20 protein-coding genes and 1 pseudogene are annotated in these 18,999 nt (G+C 74.0%); 12 read left to right on the forward strand and 9 right to left on the reverse strand.

The window, feature by feature from the left end; all coding sequences use genetic code 11:
• Positions 1–30: 30 nt before the first annotated feature.
• The gene (gdhA, locus tag PVK74_RS04270) at positions 31–1,362 is read right to left on the reverse strand and encodes an NADP-specific glutamate dehydrogenase (RefSeq protein WP_209961623.1); all 1,332 of its coding nucleotides are present in this window, start codon (positions 1,360–1,362) and stop codon (positions 31–33) included.
• A 92-nt stretch (positions 1,363–1,454) separates the two neighbouring features.
• On the opposite strand from gdhA, the gene PVK74_RS04275 reads away from it, so the two are divergent.
• The 4 genes from PVK74_RS04275 to PVK74_RS04290 are packed head-to-tail and all read left to right on the forward strand — an operon-like array spanning position 1,455 to position 4,363.
• A complete protein-coding gene (locus PVK74_RS04275) occupies positions 1,455–1,778 on the forward strand; it encodes a MazG-like family protein (RefSeq protein WP_209961626.1) in 324 nt (107 codons plus the stop codon).
• Positions 1,779–1,834: 56 nt separating this feature from the next.
• The gene (locus PVK74_RS04280; RefSeq protein ID WP_069088214.1) at positions 1,835–2,662 is read left to right on the forward strand and encodes a hypothetical protein; all 828 of its coding nucleotides are present in this window, start codon (positions 1,835–1,837) and stop codon (positions 2,660–2,662) included.
• Between the two features lie 16 nt (positions 2,663–2,678).
• On the forward strand, positions 2,679–3,650 hold the full coding sequence (locus PVK74_RS04285; RefSeq protein ID WP_209961628.1) for a pirin family protein: 972 nt from the start codon (positions 2,679–2,681) through the stop codon (positions 3,648–3,650).
• 44 nt (positions 3,651–3,694) lie between these two features.
• The gene (locus PVK74_RS04290; RefSeq protein WP_187692769.1) at positions 3,695–4,363 is read left to right on the forward strand and encodes a hypothetical protein; all 669 of its coding nucleotides are present in this window, start codon (positions 3,695–3,697) and stop codon (positions 4,361–4,363) included.
• A gap of 297 nt (positions 4,364–4,660) precedes the next feature.
• Here PVK74_RS04290 and PVK74_RS04295 read toward each other — a convergent pair whose 3' ends face one another.
• Positions 4,661–4,930 (reverse strand): DUF2795 domain-containing protein, encoded by a 270-nt coding sequence (locus PVK74_RS04295; protein WP_030502657.1) that lies wholly within the window; start codon positions 4,928–4,930, stop codon positions 4,661–4,663.
• A 166-nt stretch (positions 4,931–5,096) separates the two neighbouring features.
• Here PVK74_RS04295 and PVK74_RS04300 point away from each other — a divergent pair, with 166 nt between their 5' ends.
• Complete coding sequence (locus PVK74_RS04300; RefSeq protein ID WP_064446174.1) at positions 5,097–5,504, forward strand: DUF2267 domain-containing protein; 408 nt, start codon at positions 5,097–5,099, stop codon at positions 5,502–5,504.
• A gap of 10 nt (positions 5,505–5,514) precedes the next feature.
• On the opposite strand, the gene PVK74_RS04305 is transcribed toward PVK74_RS04300, so the two are convergent.
• Complete coding sequence (locus PVK74_RS04305; RefSeq protein ID WP_043324590.1) at positions 5,515–6,693, reverse strand: CaiB/BaiF CoA transferase family protein; 1,179 nt, start codon at positions 6,691–6,693, stop codon at positions 5,515–5,517.
• Positions 6,694–6,936: 243 nt separating this feature from the next.
• On the opposite strand from PVK74_RS04305, the gene PVK74_RS04310 reads away from it, so the two are divergent.
• From PVK74_RS04310 to PVK74_RS04325, 4 genes and pseudogenes are all read left to right on the forward strand, one after another.
• Positions 6,937–7,971: a TerC/Alx family metal homeostasis membrane protein gene (locus tag PVK74_RS04310; RefSeq protein ID WP_064446173.1), complete on the forward strand. Its 1,035-nt coding sequence runs from the start codon at positions 6,937–6,939 to the stop codon at positions 7,969–7,971.
• A 50-nt stretch (positions 7,972–8,021) separates the two neighbouring features.
• Positions 8,022–8,621: a sulfite oxidase-like oxidoreductase gene (locus PVK74_RS04315; protein ID WP_043324587.1), complete on the forward strand. Its 600-nt coding sequence runs from the start codon at positions 8,022–8,024 to the stop codon at positions 8,619–8,621.
• 40 nt (positions 8,622–8,661) lie between these two features.
• The gene (locus PVK74_RS04320; protein ID WP_176722796.1) at positions 8,662–9,381 is read left to right on the forward strand and encodes a ferredoxin reductase; all 720 of its coding nucleotides are present in this window, start codon (positions 8,662–8,664) and stop codon (positions 9,379–9,381) included.
• 47 nt (positions 9,382–9,428) lie between these two features.
• Positions 9,429–9,599, forward strand: a pseudogene (locus PVK74_RS04325) (DUF6510 family protein); the annotation flags it as partial.
• Here PVK74_RS04325 and PVK74_RS04330 read toward each other — a convergent pair.
• Both PVK74_RS04330 and PVK74_RS04335 read right to left on the reverse strand, forming a co-directional pair.
• Entirely contained in the window at positions 9,525–11,282 is a 1,758-nt protein-coding gene (locus tag PVK74_RS04330) for a glycosyltransferase family 2 protein (RefSeq protein ID WP_274478252.1), read from the reverse strand. The pseudogene PVK74_RS04325 and the gene PVK74_RS04330 sit on opposite strands and share 75 nt — an antisense overlap.
• Before the next feature lie 163 nt (positions 11,283–11,445).
• Positions 11,446–12,102, reverse strand: a complete 657-nt coding sequence (locus PVK74_RS04335; protein WP_274478253.1) for a C39 family peptidase — start codon at positions 12,100–12,102, stop codon at positions 11,446–11,448.
• 873 nt (positions 12,103–12,975) lie between these two features.
• Between PVK74_RS04335 and PVK74_RS04340 the strand changes: the two genes are divergently transcribed.
• Entirely contained in the window at positions 12,976–13,491 is a 516-nt protein-coding gene (locus tag PVK74_RS04340; RefSeq protein ID WP_043330194.1) for a GNAT family N-acetyltransferase, read from the forward strand.
• A gap of 275 nt (positions 13,492–13,766) precedes the next feature.
• The gene (locus PVK74_RS04345) at positions 13,767–15,065 is read left to right on the forward strand and encodes an NAD(P)/FAD-dependent oxidoreductase (RefSeq protein WP_064446170.1); all 1,299 of its coding nucleotides are present in this window, start codon (positions 13,767–13,769) and stop codon (positions 15,063–15,065) included.
• A gap of 25 nt (positions 15,066–15,090) precedes the next feature.
• Here PVK74_RS04345 and PVK74_RS04350 read toward each other — a convergent pair whose 3' ends face one another.
• The 3 genes from PVK74_RS04350 to PVK74_RS04360 all read right to left on the reverse strand — a co-directional run bounded on the left by PVK74_RS04350 (position 15,091) and on the right by PVK74_RS04360 (position 18,044).
• Complete coding sequence (locus PVK74_RS04350) at positions 15,091–16,173, reverse strand: AI-2E family transporter (protein ID WP_274478255.1); 1,083 nt, start codon at positions 16,171–16,173, stop codon at positions 15,091–15,093.
• Between the two features lie 39 nt (positions 16,174–16,212).
• Positions 16,213–17,001, reverse strand: a complete 789-nt coding sequence (locus tag PVK74_RS04355) for a spermidine synthase (RefSeq protein ID WP_176722899.1) — start codon at positions 16,999–17,001, stop codon at positions 16,213–16,215.
• Between the two features lie 71 nt (positions 17,002–17,072).
• Positions 17,073–18,044, reverse strand: a complete 972-nt coding sequence (locus PVK74_RS04360; protein WP_069089851.1) for a DUF2267 domain-containing protein — start codon at positions 18,042–18,044, stop codon at positions 17,073–17,075.
• A gap of 183 nt (positions 18,045–18,227) precedes the next feature.
• Here PVK74_RS04360 and PVK74_RS04365 point away from each other — a divergent pair, with 183 nt between their 5' ends.
• Entirely contained in the window at positions 18,228–18,542 is a 315-nt protein-coding gene (locus PVK74_RS04365; RefSeq protein WP_030504313.1) for a hypothetical protein, read from the forward strand.
• Positions 18,543–18,616: 74 nt separating this feature from the next.
• Here PVK74_RS04365 and PVK74_RS04370 read toward each other — a convergent pair whose 3' ends face one another.
• Positions 18,617–18,964, reverse strand: coding sequence for an STAS domain-containing protein (locus PVK74_RS04370; RefSeq protein ID WP_231915450.1), 348 nt, complete (start codon positions 18,962–18,964; stop codon positions 18,617–18,619).
• Positions 18,965–18,999 lie beyond the last annotated feature (35 nt).

Here is an 18,999-nt window from a genome sequence, read left to right on the forward strand (position 1 = left end):
CGCTCGGTCAGCGCCCGTCCCGCGTGCCGCTCACACCACGCCGTGCGCCAGCATCGCCTCGGCCACCCGCCGGAACCCCTGGATGTTCGCCCCGGCCACGTAGTCGCCCGGCAGGCCGAACTCCTCGGCGGTCGCCCAGCACCTGTCGTGCACGTCCCGCATGATCTCGCGCAGCCGCTGCTCCGACTCGCCGAACGTCCACGTGTCGCGGCTGGCGTTCTGCTGCATCTCCAGCCCGCTGACCGCCACGCCACCGGCGTTGGCTGCCTTGCCCGGCGCGAACCGCACCCCGGCCCGGCCGAGGATCCGCACCGCCTCCGGCGTGGTGGGCATGTTCGCCCCCTCCACCACGGCTACGCAGCCGCCGGCGACCAGCGCGGCGGCCTCCGCGCCGCCGATCTCGTTCTGCGTGGCGCAGGGCAGCGCCAGGTCGCAGGGCACCTCCCAGACGTTGCGGTCCGGGACCGCCACGGCGTTGCGGGCGTGCTCGGCGTACTCGGCCAGCCGTCCCCGGCGCTGCTCCTTCAGCTCCCGCAGCAACGCCAGGTCGATGCCCTTCTCGTCGACCACGTAGCCGCCGGAGTCGGAGCACGCCACCACCGTGCCGCCGAGCTGGTGCACCTTCTCGATCGCGTAGATGGCCACGTTGCCGGAGCCGGACACCACCACCCGCTTGCCCTCCAGGCTGTCCCCGGCCTGGCGGAGCATCTCGTCGGCGAAGAACACCGCGCCGTACCCGGTCGCCTCCCGGCGCACCTGCGCGCCCCCGTACGCCAGGCCCTTGCCGGTGAGCACGCCCGCGTCGTAGCGGTTGGTGATTCGCTTGTACTGCCCGAACAGGTAGCCGATCTCCCGGCCGCCCACCCCGATGTCCCCGGCCGGCACGTCGGTCTGTGGGCCGATGTGCCGGTACAGCTCGGTCATGAAGCTCTGGCAGAACCGCATCACCTCGCGGTCGGAGCGACCCTTCGGGTCGAAGTCCGCGCCGCCCTTGCCGCCGCCGATCGCCAGGCCGGTCAGCGCGTTCTTGAAGATCTGCTCGAAGCCGAGGAACTTCACGATGCCCAGGTAGACCGACGGGTGGAAGCGCAGCCCGCCCTTGAACGGGCCGAGCGCGCTGTTGAACTCCACCCGGAAGCCGCGGTTCACCCGTACCCGGCCCTGGTCGTCCTCCCACGGCACCCGGAAGATGACCTGCCGCTCGGGCTCGCAGATCCGCTCGACCACCTCGGCGTACTCGGGATGCCGGGCCAGGGCCGGACCGATGCTCTCCAGTACCTCGCGGACCGCCTGGTGGAACTCGGGCTCTCCCGGGTTCCGGGCGACCACGCCGGCGAACACCGACTCGACGGTCTCCGGCATCACGGGCACCTCCTCTCGCCTGGGCCGCAGACCTGCTGGCCTGCGTCGCCCCAGGATACGAACGGTCTGCGCGATCAGGTTCACTGGTCGCCGTGGACGCCACCATCTGGACAACGGCGCGGGACGCGCGCGCCTGGCTGGACGCCGCGAACGGCCGCGGCGACACCGAGCTGACCTGTCGCATCCTCAAGATCGGCGAGGAGGCCGGCGAGGTCGCCGCCGCCTGGATCGGGATGCTCGGGCAGAACCCGCGCAAGGGGGTGACGCACACCCGCGAGGAGGTCGCCGCCGAACTCGCCGACGTGGCGTTCACCGCGCTCGTCGCCATCGAGAGCCTCGGCCTGGACGCCCAGGCCGTGCTGACCACGTGCGCCGACAAGGTGCGCTCCCGTACCGCTGCCACGGAAAAGGAGTGAACCGACCGGGAAACGGACACGTATGACCCGTTGGGGACCGGCGAGAGGGGATGACCATGACCACATCCGAGGATGAGCCCGGCCTGACCCGACCCCGCTGGTCCGGCGCGGCCCGCCTGCTGGCCGCCGCCGCCGCGCTGGTGGTCGTGCTCGGCGGGGTGGCCGTGGCGGTGACGCTGTCCAACCCGGGCCGCCTCGGCGTGGTCTTCTCCGGCGGCGCGCCGCCGTCGCCCGCCACCGGCGCCGGAGGTGTCGGCGCGGCCGAGGCCGCCGGAGCGCAGACGCTCGCCGAGCCCCGGGGCGGCCGGCAGCGCGCCGAGTTCGAGCTGGCCGACGGTCTGACCAGGTTCACCCTGCGGGCCGCCGACCTCGGCGACGACCTCTACCGCATCGACGTGCCGGAGGACGGCGGCGTCACGCCGCGCCCGCAGATGGTCGGCGACCGGGTCCGCCTGCGGGTCGAGGAGAACGGCCGTCGCGGTCCGGCCGCCGTGGACGTCGTGCTCAACTCCCGGGTCACCTGGCGGCTACGGCTCGTCGGCGGCGTCAGCGAGCAGCGGCTCGACCTGGGCGACGCCCGGCTCGCCGGGATCGACCTGGTCGGCGGCGCGTCGCGGACCCGGCTGCTGCTGCCCCGGCTGAACGGGTCGCTCACCGTCCGGATGACCGGCGGGGTCAGCGAGCTGACCGTCACCGTGCCCGGCGGGCCGCCGGTGCGGGTGCGCGTCGCCGCCGGGGCCGGCTCGCTGACCGTCTACGACGAGCGGCACGGCGGGATCGCCGCCGGTGACCTGGTCAGCTCACCGGGCTGGGACCGGGCGGCCGAACGGCTCTACCTCGATCTGGCGGCGGGCGCGAACGCGGTGAGCGTCACGGCGGACTGAGCGTACAGTCGGGGCGGTGGACCGCACCGAATCCCTGCCCGCGCAGACGCTCCCGCCCGGCGTCGGCCCGACCGACCCGGGCAGCGTGCTGCTGCCCGGGCACGACGTCCCCCTCGGCCGCTACACCACGGTGCGCCGGCTGCTGCCCCAGCGGCAGCGCCGGATGGTCGGCGCGTGGTGCTTCGTCGACCACTTCGGGCCCGACGACGTCGCCGACCGGCCCGGCATGGAGGTGCCGCCGCACCCGCACACCGGCCTGCAGACCGTCACCTGGCTGCTCGACGGGGAGATCCTGCACCGCGACAGCCTCGGCAACGTCCAGCCCATCCGCCCCGGCCAGCTCAACGTGATGACCTCCGGGCGCGGCATCGCCCACTCCGAGCGCTCCCCGCTGGTGCACCCGCCGCTCATGCACGGCGTACAACTCTGGGTGGCGCTGCCCGACCCGGCGCGCGCCGGCGACCCGGACTTCGCCCACCACGCCGACCTGCCCCGCTTGCGCGACGGCGACCTGGACGTCACGGTGCTCGTCGGTGAGTTCGGCGGGCAACGCTCGCCCGCCGTCGTGCACACCCCGCTCGTTGGCGCGCAGCTCGAGGCCCGCGGCGCGGCGCCGGCCACGCTGCCGCTGCGCCCCGACTTCGAGTACGCGCTGCTGGCCATGTCCGGCGCCGCCGACTGCGACGGCGTGGCGCTGGCCCCCGGCGCGCTGCTGTACCTGGGCCTCGGGCGAAGCGCGCTGACCCTGAGCGCCGAACCGGGCACCCGGCTGCTGCTGCTCGGCGGCGCCCCGTTCGATGAGCCGCTGGTGATGTGGTGGAACTTCGTCGGCCGCTCGCACGAGGAGGTGGTGGCCGCCCGCGAGGACTGGATGGCCGGCCGCCGCTTCGGCGTCGTCGCCGACGACGCGGCGCCGCCGCTGCCCGCGCCCGCGCTGCCCACCACCCGGCTCAAGGCCCGCGACCGCAGCGGCGGCGTATCCGGCTGACCGTCGTACCCGCATGCCGGGCCGTCGCCTGGGTAGTCCACGGCATGCCGACAAAGACCGCCCCGCGCGACGTCGCGGACAAGAAGCGGCTCGCCCGCCGGCTCGCCGGGGACGGCCGCGGGTTCGCCGAGTGCTTCGGGTTCCGGGTGACGAACAACCCGGCCCAGCTGTTCCAGGTCCTCTACCTGTCCGTCCTGCTGGCCCGCCGGGGCGACTTCCACCGCGCGGTCGACGCGGCCACGGCGCTGCGGGACGCCGGGTGGGACACGGCGGCGCGGATGGCCCGCTCGCGCCACGAGGACCGGGTACGCGTGCTGCGCGCCGCCGGGCTGCGCGGCGACCTGGCCGGGCTCGCCGACACGCTCGGCGACCTGGCCCGCACGGTCGTCGACACGTACCGGGGCGACCTGCGCCGGCTGCGCACCGCCGCGCGTCAGGACCCGGCGGGGGAGCGGCGGCTGCTGACCGCACTGCCCGGAGTGGACGACGAGGTGTGCGACCTGTTCCTGCGCGAGGCGCAGGCGCTGTGGCGCGAGGCGGCGCCGGTGGCCGACCGTCGAGCGCTCGCGGCGGCCCGCCGGCTCGGCCTGGGCCGTACCGCCGGTGACCTCGCCGGGCTGGCCGGCAGTGGTGAGTCGGAACAACTGTCGTGGCTGGTCGGAGCGCTGGCGCGAGTGGAGCTGGAACGCCGGTACGCCGAGGTGACCGCCTGAGCGCGTACGTGCGCCCGGACACAGTTCCGCGAATCTCACCCGTTCGGCTGATGTTGCGTCGTATGATGATCGTGGCAGCGATGCCCGCCCGGTTCGGGCGAACATCTCACCGCCTCGCGGTCGCGACCCGGTTCGGGCGTGAACCGCGGGGGACAGGTGCTGCGTGGCGCCCCAGGTCGCGGTTCGTGACCCGGGGCGCTCGCCTGTCCGGGCTGCGCGACCGGCCACAGAGGAGCCCAGCTTTTCCGCACGCGCAGAGGCCGGCGGCCGTGTCGCCCGCCGGCTCTCCCGCCGTGCTCAGATGCCGCGCAGGTGCTGCGACACGCGCGGGTGGTTGTCCCGGGCCTGCGCCGCGCGCTGCGAGCGGCTCACCTCCGGGGCCGCGTCGATGCCGGCCGAGCGGGCCACCTCGGTGCCGTTGGCGTAGTCCACCGGGGGCAGCGCGCGCAACGCCCGCAACACGTCCGGCGGCGCGCCCTCCCGCTCCGCCTCGCGGATGACGTCGTCCTTCCCGGCCGGGTAGTCCAGCGCGGACAGGTACTCCAGGACATCCGAGTAACTCGCCATCAGTCGGGCTCCTCGCGGCAGTAGTTGGGGTCACGACCGGGCGGCGGTTACCCGCCGCGCCGCCGCTCACGCCCGCCGCCACCGGAAAACCTGCCGCCCCGTCGCAACCGTTTCCGCCGCGCCGGGGCGGGTAGCCGCGCTGGGCGCACCGAAGGGGGTACCACCGATGCACTACCTGACGTTCGTGGGCCGGGTCGCCCGGCTCACCGGCACCAGCGAGGACCGCGCCGCCACGCTCACCGCGGCCACCCTGGAGACGTTCGCGCAGCGGCTGACCGGTGGCGAGGTGCTTGACCTGGCCGCGCAACTGCCGAAACCGCTGCAGGGGCTGCTCAGCCCGTACCCGCGGGACGAGGCGGCCGAGCGGTTCGGCGCGGCGGAGTTCGTGGCCCGGGTCGCCCGCCGGGCGGACTGCGACGAGAACACCGCCCGCGACGCCGTACGCGCGGTGTTCACCACGATGCGCGAGGCGATCGGCGGCGGCGAGTTCCAGGACGTCGTGGTCCAGTTCCCGCGCGACTACCGCGACATGGTGGAACCGGCGCTCGCCCCGGCCGCCGCGCGCCGGCGCTGACCGCCCACGATCAGGCGATCACACCGTCCGCCCGCAGCGCGGCGATCCGGGCGGCGTCCACCCCCGCCTCGGCGAGGACCTCGTCGGTGTGCTCGCCCGGCCCCGGCGGCGGGCGCCGCACACTTGTCGGGGTGGCCGAGAAACGCGGCGCGGGCGCCGGCTGGGTGACCCCGTCCGGCGCGACGAAGGTGTCCCGGGCGCGCAGGTGCGGGTGCTCGGGCGCCTCGGCCCAGTCGAGCACCGGCGCCACGCAGGCGTCAGTGCCGGCCAGCAGCTGCGTCCACTCGTCCCGGGTACGGGTGCGGAACAGCCGCGCCCAGGCGGCCCGCAACGCCGGCCAGTTCGCCGGGTCGTCCCGGTCCAGCGCGTCGCCGCTGTCCGGGCCGTCGTCGCCGTCCAACGGAAAACCGGTGAGCCGGACCAGTTCGGCGTAGAACTGCGGCTCCAGCGCGCCGACCGCCACGTACCGCCCGTCGGCGCACTCGTACGTGTCGTAGAAGGGCGCGCCGCCGTCGAGCAGGTTCACACCGCGCGGGTCCTGCCACAGCCCGATGCCGCGCAGCGCGTGGATCTGGGTGGCCAGCACCGAGACGCCGTCCACGATGGCGGCGTCGACCACCTGGCCGGGCGCGCCGCCGCGTACCGCGTACAGCGCCGCGACCACGCCCAGGGCCAGCATCATGCCCCCGCCACCGAAGTCGCCGAGCAGGTTCATCGGCGGCACCGGACGCTCACCGGCCCGGCCCACCCCGTGCAGCGCCCCGGTCAGCGCCAGATAGTCGATGTCGTGTCCGGCGCTGTGCGCGAGCGGGCCGTCCTGCCCCCAGCCGGTCATCCGCCCGTACACCAGGCGCGGGTTGGCGGTGAGGCAGTCGTCCGGGCCGAGGCCGAGCCGCTCGGTCACCCCGGGCCGGAAGCCCTCCACCAGCGCGTCGGCCCGGGCGGCGAGCGCCAGCACCAGGTCACGGCCCGCGGGCTGCTTCAGGTCCACCGCGATCGAGCGGCGGTTGCGGTTCAGCAGGTCGCCCGGGAACGCGCCGAACCCGCCGCCGCCGGGCCGGTCGATGCGCACCACGTCGGCGCCGAGGTCGGCCAGCATCATCGCCGCGAACGGCCCGGGGCCGATCCCGGCCAGCTCGATCACCCGTACGCCGGTCAGCGGTCCCTGGACTGTCACCTGCGTCACCATAGGGGCCGCGGTGACCAGGCGCCATGCCCTGAGCCGCCGCCCAGTCTGTTGACCAGGGCAAGCATCCGTGTCCCGACTTGGCGTCCGGTCCGGCGGTGACCTAGCCTTGTCCAGGCGAGGGGAGTACTTCCCAAAAATCATTCCGGTCAGTACGGCAAGCCGCCGAGGCGAGCCCCGGGTGGTTGCCCACGGAAACGTGGGTGAAGGAGACCTCGAACATGACACGGTGTTCGAGGAGGTTCCATGCCCGAATTGTCCCCGCTGGCTGCGGCCGAACTGTCGTCGGTCGGCACGCCCACGCTGTGGGCGGTGACGATCGTCGGCGTGCTCGTGCTGCTGGTGCTCGACTTCCTGGTCACCCGCAAGCCGCACGAGGTCTCCATCCGTGAGGCCCTGGGCTGGTCGGCCTTCTACATCGCGCTGCCGCTGGCGTTCGGCGCCTGGATCTGGTCCCGCTGGGGCAGCCAGCAGGGCATCGAGTACCTCACCGGCTACCTGGTCGAGAAGTCGCTGTCGGTCGACAACCTGTTCGTCTTCATGCTGCTGCTCGCCGCGTTCGCGGTGCCCTCCGTGCTGGCCCAGCGGGTGCTGCTCTACGGCATCGCGGGCGCCCTGGTGCTGCGCGGTGTGTTCATCGCGCTCGGCGCCGCCGCGCTCAAGACGCTCGACTTCGCCTTCCTGCTCTTCGCGCTCATCCTCGTCGCCACCGCGGTGAAGCTGCTGCGCGACGCCCTCAGCGGGCACGAGCAGGAGGTCGACATCAACAAGATGCGGTCGGTGCGGCTGCTGCGCAAGGTCATGCCGGTGGTCGACGAATACCACGGCACCCGGATGACCATCCGGCAGAACGGCCGCCGGGCGCTCACCCCGTTCGCGCTCGTCGTGGTCGCGGTGCTGGCCACCGACATCGTGTTCGCCGTCGACTCGGTGCCCGCCGTCTACGGCATCACGGAGGACCCGTACCTGGTCTTCGCCACCAACGCCTTCGCGCTGCTGGGCCTGCGGGCGCTCTACTTCGTGCTGCACGCCGCGCTGAGCCGGCTCGTGCACCTCAGCTATGGCCTGGCCGTCATCCTGGCGTTCATCGGCCTCAAGCTGGGCCTGCACTGGGCGCACGGCATCTGGGAGGGCGTGCCGGAGATTCCGACGCTGGCCTCGCTCGGCGTGATCATCGGCGTCCTGGTGATCGTCACCATCACCAGCCTCCGGGCCACCCGCAACAGCGGCGACGGCCAGCGCACCGTCGTGCACGAAGTGCAGGGCGGAGGCGGCGCCTGACTCGGTGGGAACCGCTGCCCCGGCACGGCCGGCGGTGGTACGACTGACGGGTGGGAATCGTCTCGCCGGGCTTCCAGGGCCGGCCCCGTTCGTCCGCGACCGACCTGCCGCCGGGGCAGTACCTCACCGAGGACTTTCCCGTGCTCTCCGCCGGCCCGACGCCGCGGGTGCCGCTCGACACCTGGGAGTTCGTGCTGACCAGCGAGACCGGCGCGGAGTACCGCTGGTCCTGGGACGAGATGATGGGCCTGCCGCAGGACACGCCGACGGTGGACCTGCACTGCGTCACCCGCTGGTCCAAGCTCGGCACCACCTGGCAGGGCGTCTCCCTGGACACGCTGCTCGACGGCGTCGACACCACCGCCCGGTACGCGCTGGCGCACTCCTACGGCGGCTACACCACCAACCTGCCGCTTGACGACCTGCGCGGCGGGCGGGCCTGGGTGGTGCACACGTACGACGGGGGGCCGCTGCCGGCCGAACACGGCGGCCCGGCGCGGCTGCTCGTGCCGCACCTGTACCTGTGGAAGTCGGCGAAGTGGGTGCACGGCATCCGGCTGCTCGTCGACGACCGGCCCGGCTTCTGGGAGACCGCCGGCTACCACGACTACGGCGACCCGTGGCGCGAGCAGCGCTACCAGGGCGACTGAGGTGACCGCGCAGGCGCAGGGCCGCCGCGTCGCGCCGCTGATGTGGCGGGTGGCCCGGCTGGTCGAGCGGCGGATCGAGACGCCCACCGCGCAGACGCTGGTGCTGGACGTGCCCGGCTGGCCCGGCCACCTGCCCGGGCAGCACGTCGACCTGCGCCTGACCGCCGAGGACGGCTACCAGGCGGCCCGGTCGTACTCGCTGGCCGGCCCGGCCGACGGTGAGCGGATCGAGGTGACGGTGCAGCGGGTGCCCGACGGGGAGGTGTCGCCGTACCTGACCGACACCTACGCCGAGGGCGACCCGATCGAGGTGCGCGGGCCGGTCGGCGGCTGGTTCGTCTGGCGTACCGACGAGACCGCGCCGGTGCTGCTGGTGGGCGGCGGATCCGGAGTGGTGCCGCTGATGGCGATGATCCGCGCGCGCCGGGCCGCCGGCAGCCGCACCCCGTTCCGGCTCGTCTACTCGGTGCGCACCCCGGACGACGTGATCTACGCCGACGAGCTGCGCCGCCGCGCCCGCGACGACCAGGGCCTGGACGTCGCGTACGTCTACACCCGCGCGGCGCCCGACGGCTGGCGCGGCGAGCCGCACCGGATCGGCCTCGCCGACGTGAACAGCCACGGCTGGCCGCCGGACCTGGAGCCGCTCTGCTACGTCTGCGGCCCCACCGGATTCGTGGAGACAGTGGCCGACCTGCTGGTGGGGCTGGGCCACCCGACCCGGCGCGTGCGGACCGAACGGTTCGGCCCGACCGGCTGACGACCCGAGGAGAGCGGATGACCGACCTGTCCTACCTGGATGGCAACATGCTCGACGGGCCGTTGCGCGAGGTGTTCGCCGTCGACCTGAGCGCCACCACCGGGCGCTGCGACACCTGCGGGACGACCGGCCCGATGGCCGGGCTACACGTCTACTCGCACGCCCCGGGCCTGGTCGGGCGATGTCCCGCCTGTTCCGGAGTGATGGTGCGCCTGGTCCGCGCGCCGCAGCGGGCCTGGCTGGACCTGCGCGGCACCACGTACCTCCAGGTGTCCATGCCGGCCGAGCCGGCCTTCCGCGCCGCGCCCTGACGTCTGCGCGGCGGCCGGGCCGCGCGCTGACGTCTGTGCGGCGGCTGGGCCGCGCCGGCGCAGCCGCCCGACGAGCTGCCCGACGGTCACCGGCACCACGGACAGCACGAGCTGACCGTTGCGGGGGTCGACGGTGGCCGCGACCGCGTACAGCCGGGCGCCGTGCCGCAGCAGGCGGGGCCGCCCGGCGGCGAGCCGGGGCGCGCGCACCGCGGCCCCGCCGCGCCCGTGGCCGCCGTCCACCTCGGCGCGTACCGGATGCCGCCGGCCGCCCGCGCGGCTCGCGGCCAGGAGCCGGTCGAGGGGGAACTCCGTGCGGACCGTGCGGCCGGTCGGGTCGCCGGCGTCGACCCGGGTGGCGCCCACGACCGCACCGGCCAGCAGCCGCACCGGTCCCGCCTGCGCGGCGAACCGGGGGTACGGGCTGCGCGCGGTCACCGTGAGCGTGTCCCCGTCGGCCCAGCTCACGTCGACGGCGTCCAGCCGCGCCAGCCAGCCGGCGCGTACGTCGGTGACGTCCGTCCAGCCGGCCGGGGCGCCCGGATAGCCCGCGTGCCACCGGTCCCCGGCGAACACCGTCGCCGGCACCCCCCGGCCGGTGTCCTGCTCGATGACCGCCAGCAGCTCGTCGACCCCGCCCGCGGTCACCGCGCCCAGCCGCAGCCGGGCCTCGATGCCGAGCCGGTCCCGCACGCCGTCCGTGACGTGCCGCCGCACCAGCCGGGCGACACCGGCGTGCACCAGTTCCTGCGTGGCCCGGTCCAGGTGCCGGAAGTCGTCGCCGACCAGGTTCGCCAGCTCCAGCCCGACGTGGCGGCACAGCACCGCGTCCCGGCGCGGTCCCGCGGGGATCAGGCCGGCGACGAACGCGAACAGCCGCTCCACGCTGACCAGGCGCTGCTCGACCCGGCTGTGGTAGGTGATGTTGCGGGCGTCCAGGCGGCGCACCGCGTGGTAGTAGTCGTAGTCGCCCAGCACCGAGATCCGCCGGGCGTGGTAGCAGGCGGCGAGCGTGAACGGCTGGTCGCTGAGGACCGGCATGTCCTCCGGGAAGCGCAGCCCCAGCCGGTCGACCACCTCGCGCCGGAACAGCTTCGTGTTCGCCAGCGACCAGGGCAGCGCCGAGTCGAACAGGCTCACGTCGACCACGTTGCCGTCGGCGAACACGTCGGAGAAGACGTGCCGGCCGTTGACGCCCACCACCCTGCCGAGCACCACGTCCGAGCCGTACCGGTCGGCGGCGGCGACCAGGCGTTCGAGGGCCTCCGGGCCGAGCCGGTCGTCCGAGCCGACGAAGAAGACGTACCGGCCGGTGGCCAGGTCCAGTCCCCGGTTGCACGGCGCGGCCGGGCCACCGGAGTTGGGCTGGTGCGCCACCCGTACGGTGCCCGGGTACCGCGCGGCGTACCGGTCCAGCAGGCGGCCGCTGCCGTCGGTGGACCCGTCGTCCACCGCCACGATCTCCATCCGGTCCGGCCCGATCGTCTGCCGCAGCAGCGAGTCGAGGCACTGCCGCAGGTAGCGCAGCGTGTTGTAGACCGGTACGACGACACTCACGTCGGGGCGGTTCGTCGCCTCCTCGGCTGCCACTGCTGCTCCTTCACGGTCGCCCGGATGGTCCGGCGCGACCCAGCGTGGTGGAGCGACCCGTCCGGGTGACGACACCCGCGTGACGACGAGGTGACCGGACGGCAGCCGTTGGATACGCCGAAGGGCCCGACCCCGTGGTGGGGGTCGGGCCCTTCGTCATCGGTCAGGAGCTGTAGCCGCGGCTGGCGATCCAGCGGGCGAGCTCGTCCACGTCCATCCGGTAGGAGGCCTGGTTCGGGTTCGCCGAGTCGGCGATCGTCACGACCTTCCCGCCGTCGCGGTAGCCCACCACGCTGATGTAGTGGCCACCCTCGAAGGAGTGGGCGTTGCCGTCGGTGTCGGTCGCGGTGCCGGCGATGTTGGCCACCACGGCACGGCCGTCGTCGACGGTCTTGACCACGTCGGCGCGCAGCTTGTCGACCTTGTCGCGGTCGCGGGCCTTGTCCATGGGGATCTCGGTGGACTTGTAGACGTCCTTACCGGTCTCCTTGTTCAGCACGGGGGTGATGTCGTTGATGGAGTTGGTGCCGGCTTCGGTGGTGCCCATCTCCTCGGCCATGGCGTGTACGTCGATGTTCTTGCCCTGCACGCTCAGCGCGTTGCGGGCGGCGGCGGGGCCGCAGAAGTAGAAGTTGGGCTGGGCTTCGTAGCGGACGTCGAGTTCCCGCTCGCCGTGGCCCTTGCGGTCGGTGGTGACCTGGGCGGCGGCGCGCTCGGCCGGGGTGGCCTGGGCGGCGATGGCGGGGCCGGCGATGCCACCGGCGGTGGCGACGACACCGGCAGCGGTCAGAACGGTCTTGCGCAGCAGAGTGGTAGCCATGATGGTTGCCTCCCTGAAATGGGGGATACGCGGCGGGGGTGCCGCGAAGGGGGAAAGTCTTGGGTGCCCGTGGAGGGGCTGGCACGCGGGCGGCCCGGAAGGGGCCTGCTCCTCGCGGCTCGGGGGATGTAACGACCTGCGGGCCGGGGATGATTCCCGCCGACCGTGGCTGCCAGCCGGGGGGTGACCGGTGGCGTGGGTCTGGGGATGTAACCACGACCGGACCGGGGCCATTCCCGGGGACGGCGGCGTGCCCGTCGCTCGGGGATGTAACGACGTCCGGGCCGGGCCGATTCCCTGACCTGGCGACCCGCTCGCGCGGGCTGGTGTTCGGCGCTCGTCCCGGTGCCCCGGGGTCAGCCATGTACAACGCCCCGCGCCCGCCACCGATTCCACCCCCACGGTGGCACCGACCACAGCCCCGCCCCCGCAGCGACCAGACACAGACCGCCAAACCACCCCGCCCCGCACATGCGGACGGGTCCGCTGGCTCAAGAGCTCTCCGATCCATCCATGCGTGCGCGATCTTGCACTATGTTGCCCGTCAAACCTCGCAAAACGTGCAAGACTCGGGCGCTAACTGCAAGATCGCGTGGGCGTGGGCGTGGGCGTGGGCGTGGGCGTGGGCGTGGGCGTGGGCGTGGGCGTGGGCGTGGGCGTGGTGCGTCTAAGGGGCGGACTGCTGGTCTTGCTGATCGGGCGACACCTCGCGTTGGGTGAGATCTTGGTACGAAATGGCCCCCATAGGGGCCATTTCGTACCAAGATCTCTTGTGGTCCTGAGAAGTGGAACAGTGCTCCCGGAGAGTAGGACAGCGGGTGGCGGAGCTGACCCGGGTGGGGCGGAGTGGGGGCGGTGGCCGAGAGTGGGACGGTGCGATATCTGCGCAGCGACGGCCGCGTCGCCATCCGCCGCCCCCGCCCCGCCGACGAGGCGGAGTTCGTCGCCGCCGCCCGGCGCAGCCGTGATCTGCACCATCCGTGGCTGTCCGCGCCGGACGACACGCAGCTGTACGCGGCGTACCTACGCAAGATCCGGCGGCGGGACAGTTCCGGGTTCCTGTTCTGCGACCGGGAGAGCGGTGAGATCGCCGGGTACGCGAACATCAGCGGCATCGTGTGGGGCGCGCTGCGCGGCGGCTACCTCGGATACGCGGCGTTCCACCCGTACGCCGGGACCGGGCACGCCTCGGCCGGGGTGCGGCTGGTGATCGGGTACGCGTTCGGGCCGCTCGGTCTGCACCGGCTGGAGGCGAACATCCAACCCGGCAACGAGCCGTCGAAGCGGCTGGCGCGTCGGCTCGGCTTCCGGCTGGAGGGCTTCTCCCCGGACTACCTGTTCATCGACGGCGCGTGGCGCGACCACGAACGCTGGGCGATCACCGCCTGACGACCGGCCGCGCCGCCGCCGAACCGAGCAGCCCCAGCTGCCCGGCTTCGGGAACGCGACCGGACTGCGGTACCCGGCCCGGTCCACCGCCCGCACACCGAGGAACACGTTGTCCTTGGACAGGTCGACGGTCACCTCGGTGACGTCGCCGACCGGCAGCACCCCGCGGCGGAGGCGGTACATCCTCGCGTCGATCGCGAGGAATGTCCATATAGCCGCTGATGGATGGATCTTGGGTACGTTTGTCGCAGGTCTGCCCGGGAACGGCAGCAGGCATGACGAAACCACGTGTGGTGATCGTGGGGGCCGGGTTCGCCGGGTACCACGCGGCCAAGACGTTGCGCCGACTGGCCCGCGACCGGGCCGAGATCGTCCTGCTGAACACGACCGACTACTTCCTCTACCTGCCGCTGCTGCCCGAGGTGGCGGCCGGCGTGGTGGAGCCGACCCGGATCGCCGTGCCGCTCGCCGGCACGCTCGACGGCGTCCGCGTGGTGGTCGGCGAGGCGGACCGGGTCGACCTGCAGAACCGGTGGGTCGGCTACCGCTCGATCGAGGGCGACCACGGTCAGCTCGCGTACGACCGGCTCGTGCTCAGCGTCGGCAGCGTCAACAAGCTGCTGCCGATTCCCGGCGTGACCGAGTACGCCCACGGCTTCCGCGGCCTGCCCGAGGCGCTGTACCTGCACGATCACGTGGTCCGGCAGATCGAGCTGGCCGAGCTGACCGACGACCCGGCCGAGCAGCGGGCCCGCGCCACGTTCGTGGTGGTCGGCGCCGGCTACACCGGCACCGAGGTGGCCGCGCACGGGCAGCTGTTCACCGACCGGCTGATGGCCCAGCGCCCGCACCTGAAGGTCCGGCCGCGCTGGATGCTGCTCGACCTCGCGCCCCGGGTGCTGCCCGAACTGGACCGGCGGATGTCGGTCACCGCCGACCGGGTGCTGCGCAAGCGCGGCGTGGACGTGCGGATGAACACATCGGTCGCCGAGGCCACCCCGGACGGGGTGATGCTCACCGACGGCGAGTACGTCCCGACGTGCAGCCTCGTCTGGTGCGTCGGCGTACGCCCCGACCCGTTCGTGGCCGAGCTGGGGCTGCGCACCGAGAAGGGCCGGCTGGTGGTCGACGAGTTCCTCAACGTCCCCGGCTTCCCGGAGGTGTTCGCCTGCGGCGACGCCGCCGCCGTGCCCGATCCGACCCGCCCCGGGCAGGTGTGCGCGATGACCGCGCAGCACGCCCAGCGGCAGGGCAAGCTGGCCGCGCACAACATCGCCGCCTCCTACGGGCAGGGCGTGCGCAAGTCGTACAAGCACCACGACCTGGGCTGGGTGGTGGACCTGGGCGGCAAGGACGCGGCGGCGAACCCGCTGAAGGTCCCGCTGGCCGGGCTGCCGGCCAAGGCCGTCACCCGCGGCTACCACCTGCTCGCCATGCCCGGTAACCGGCCCCGGGTCGCCGCGGACTGGGCGCTCGACGCGACGCTGCCCCGCCCCGCCGTGCAACTGGGCCTGGTCCCGGCGAACGCGGTGCCGCTGGAGAGCGAGTCACCGGAGCTGGCCCGGCGGCGCTGAGCGCCGCGCACCCGCCGGCCGGCCCTCACCCGCCGGCCGGCGGCCGCTGCGCCGGCTCGCCGCCGGCCGGCTCCGGCAGTGCCTGCCGCCCGGCCGGCACGAACTCGCGCAGCAGCACCTGCGCGATGCCGGCCGCCGGGATCGCCAGCAGCGCGCCGACCAGGCCGCCCAGCTCCACCGCCAGCAGCAGGCTGACCAGCACCGTCAACGGGTTGAGCCGCACCGCGCGGGCCATGATGACCGGCTGCAGCAGATGGTTCTCCACCTGCTGGTAGACCACGAAGAAGACGAGCACCACGATGCCGGCGGTGGGGGAGTGCACGAATCCCGCCCCGGCCGCGGCGATCGCCCCGAGCGTGGCGCCGACCAGCGGGATCAGGTCCACCACGGCGACCGTCAGCGCGATCACCGCGGCGAACGGCACGCCGAGCAGGAACAGCACGACGAACGTCAGGCCGCCGCAGATCACGCTGATCAGCACGTTGCCGCTGAGGTAGCCGGTGACGATCCGGGACGAGTCACGGCCGATGCGCCGCAGCCGCCGCGCCGGGCCGTCGCCGACCAGCCGCAGCGTCGCGGCGACGATCTTCGGCGCCTCCAGCACCATCAGGTACGCCAGCACCACCACCGTGACCAGCGCGGTCACCGCCTGGGCCACGCTGCGGACCACCCCGACCGTCGGGTCGCCGAGCCGCGAGCCGAACCGGCGCAGCTGGCCCGGCTCGGCGTACCGGAGCAGGTGGAAGCGGTCCAGCAGCCGCCCGACCGGTCCCCGCCCGGCCTGGGCCTCGCGCACCAGCTCCGGCAGCCGGTCGGCGAAGCGGGCCACCTCGTCCACCAGCGGCACCAGGATCAGCGCGCCGACCGCGGCGAACAGCGCGAACGCGGCCAGGAACACCAGCAGCGTGGCCAGCGCGCGGCGGCGTACCCGCCGCTGCAGGCGGTCCACGAGCGGTTTCAGCGCGACCGCGAAGAACACCGCCACCAGACCCCACACCAGCACCCGCCGGGTCGCCCAGACCAGCGCCAGCCCGACCACCGTGGCGAGGACCAGCCCGATCACGACAAGCGTCCGGCGCGCGGTGGACCGGTCGTCGGCGGTGCTCATCCGGCGCGGCTACCCGCCGCGCGGGGCGGAAAACCCGGCTCAGCCCAGGTCGGCGTCGGTGACCGGGAGGGCGCCGGCGGCGAACGCGTCGAGCGTCGCGTCGTGCAGCACGGTTCCGGGCACCGGATCGGCGGCGGCCCGGGCGGCGAGCCGGCGCGCCGGCAGCCGTCCCGGCGTGGGCGAGGCGGCCAGCACCACGTTGCCGTACCGCCGTCCGCGCAGCATCCGCCGGTCGGCCACCAGGCAGACGTCGGCGAACACCGCCCGCAGCGTGGCCACCTGCCCCCGGGTGTGCGCCAGCGGCGGCAGGTCGGTGAGGTTGATCAGATAGATGCCGTCCGGGCGCAGCACGCGGGCCACCTGCGTCGCGAACTCGACCGCCGCCACCTGCGGGGGCATCCGGGCCGCCCGGTACACGTCGGCCACCACCACGTCGTACGCCCCGGACGGCGCCTCGGTGACCGCCTCCCGGGCGTCACCGATCGCGACCACCACCTTCGGCGGCAGCGGCGGCAGCTTCCGCCGGACCAGCTCGACCACGCCCGGGTCCCGCTCGATCACCCGCTGCGCGGAACCGGGCCGGGTGTGCGCGAGCCAGCGCGGCAGTGTGAGCGCGCCCCCGCCCAGGTGCAGCGCCGTCAGCGCCGCGCCCCGCGGGGCGGCCAGGTCGATCGCGGCGGCGATCCGCCGCACGTACTCGAAGTGCAGGTACCGGGCGTCGGCCACGTCCACGTACGACTGCTCGACCCCGTCGGCCAGCAGCGTGCGCCCGGACGGGCGGGCCGGGTCCACCACGATCTCCAGGGTCTCGGTGTCGTCGTGATCCACGGCGGCACACGGTACCGCCCGGCCACGGATGGCCCCGGCCCGCGGGGGACCGGGACCGTTCCGCCGCCGGGTCAGCCGGCCGCCATCCCGGCGCCGGCCTCGTCGACTGCCGCGTCCACCCGGTGCGCGAGGTCGACGTCCGCCGCGGTCACGCCGTCGACCTGCTGTGTGCGGACCGTCAGCACGGCGTTGTCCGGGTCCGGCCGCCCGATCTGCGGCGCGCGCCCGGCCTCGGCCTTGAGCTGGTCCAGCCGGTCGAGCACCCGGTCCAGGTTGCCGCCGGGCAACTCGATCGTGCGCACCAGCGACCGCCGGTCGCTGGACCAGTAGGGCAGCGCCGCGAGCGCGTCACGCAGCTCCGGCTCGGTCAGTGGCGCGGTGGCCGAGGACGCGCCCACCAGGCCGCCGCCGAAGTCGGTCGGCCCGAGCAGGTCACGCAACTCGTCGGGTACGCGCAGCGACTCGACCAGCTCCGCGTCGGCCTCATTGAGCGCGGCGAGCGTCGCCTCGGCCTGGTAGCGCGCCTGCTCCGGGGTGAGGCGGCTGTAGCGGCCGACCTCGGCCAGGAATCCGGGCAGGTCGCGGCGGGGTTCCATACCGTAGACCGGCACCACGTCGTGCAGGGTCAGCGGCACCGCCTCCAGCAGTCGCTCCCGTTCCACCTCGTCCAGCGCCTGGGCCAGGGCCAGCACGGTGCCCTCCGCGGCGACCTTGGCCGTGGTGAAGTCCACCCCGGCGCGCCGGCTCACGTCGTCGACGAGATCCCGGTAGCTCATCGAGACCCCGGGTGACGGCGTCGGGTCCGGCAGCGGGCGCTGCTGCTCCGCGACGGCGACCGGCGGCGGCGCGGGACCGCCGCGCGTGGTGTCCGGCTTGTGCCGTCCGGCCGGCGGCGGGCCGGACCGGTCGTGCCGGTCCAGCGAGGTGACCTGCTTGGACGCGCTCAGGCTGGCGCCGGTCTGGCTCGGCCGCAGCCCTCGCTCGCGGGCCTCGCGGGCGAGAGCCCGGCGGCGCTGGTTGTCGCCCTCCATCTGCTTGCGCATCGTCGCACCTCGTTCCTGGTCGGTTGCGCTTGCGCCGACCGCGTTCCCGGCGCTGCCGGGAAGCTAACGGGAGGCCCGCCCGGCGGAGGCTTCACTCGCTGCGGGTGAGGAGCGCTCACCCCGGCGGGCGGCAGGATCGGATGGACCGGACAACTTCCGACGCACGCGGAAGGGCAGGTCGACATGAAACGGATCGTGGAGATCGTCCCCGCCCGTCCCGGGTGGTACGCCCGCTGGCGGATCGGCCCGGACGTCACCCGCTGCTACCCGGTGACCCTCTGGGCGCTGCTGGAGCACCACGACGGCACCGGGCGTGAGGTGATCGGCGTCGACTGCGTCGGGCAGTGGCCGGGCGCGGACGACGACGGTGCTACCGGAGACTTCGTCCGTTACCTGTTCCAGACGCCCGATTCCGGCGCGCCGGAGGACGCCGAGGCCCCGATCGTGGGAGAGCCGCACACCACCGGCCCGCGCCGGCAGGCCGCGCCCGCCGCCTGAGCCATCCTCCCGGCCCCCGGCCCCTGGTCCCAGGGCCGGGGGCCACCCCTTCCCGGCAACGGCGTGCCGCGCGGTCAGCCCACCTCGCGGGCGTCGCCGGTCACGTCGCGGGGCGGGGCGGCCAGCAGCTCGGCCAGGCCGGTGCGGTCCAGCAGATGCCGTACCTGCGGATTGGTGTTGCGCAGCCGGACCGCGCCGGTGCCGGAGCGGTGGATCACCACGAGCGCGCTCAGCCCGGAGGAGTCGCAGAGGACCACGCCGCCGAAGTCGAGCTCCACCTCCTGGCAGCCGTCGCGGCGAAGCCGCGCAACGGCCTCGACCAGTTCCGGGGCGGTGTCGTAGTCCAGCTCACCGGCCAGCCGCACCCGGACGGCGCCGGCGTCGAGCCGGTCCACCTCGATGGTCAGCATCTGGGAGGGCACGCTCCCATGTTCCCAGCCGGACCCCGGCGGGAAAC

This window comes from Micromonospora chalcea (assembly GCF_028768405.1).
GTDB lineage: Bacteria > Actinomycetota > Actinomycetes > Mycobacteriales > Micromonosporaceae > Micromonospora > Micromonospora chalcea.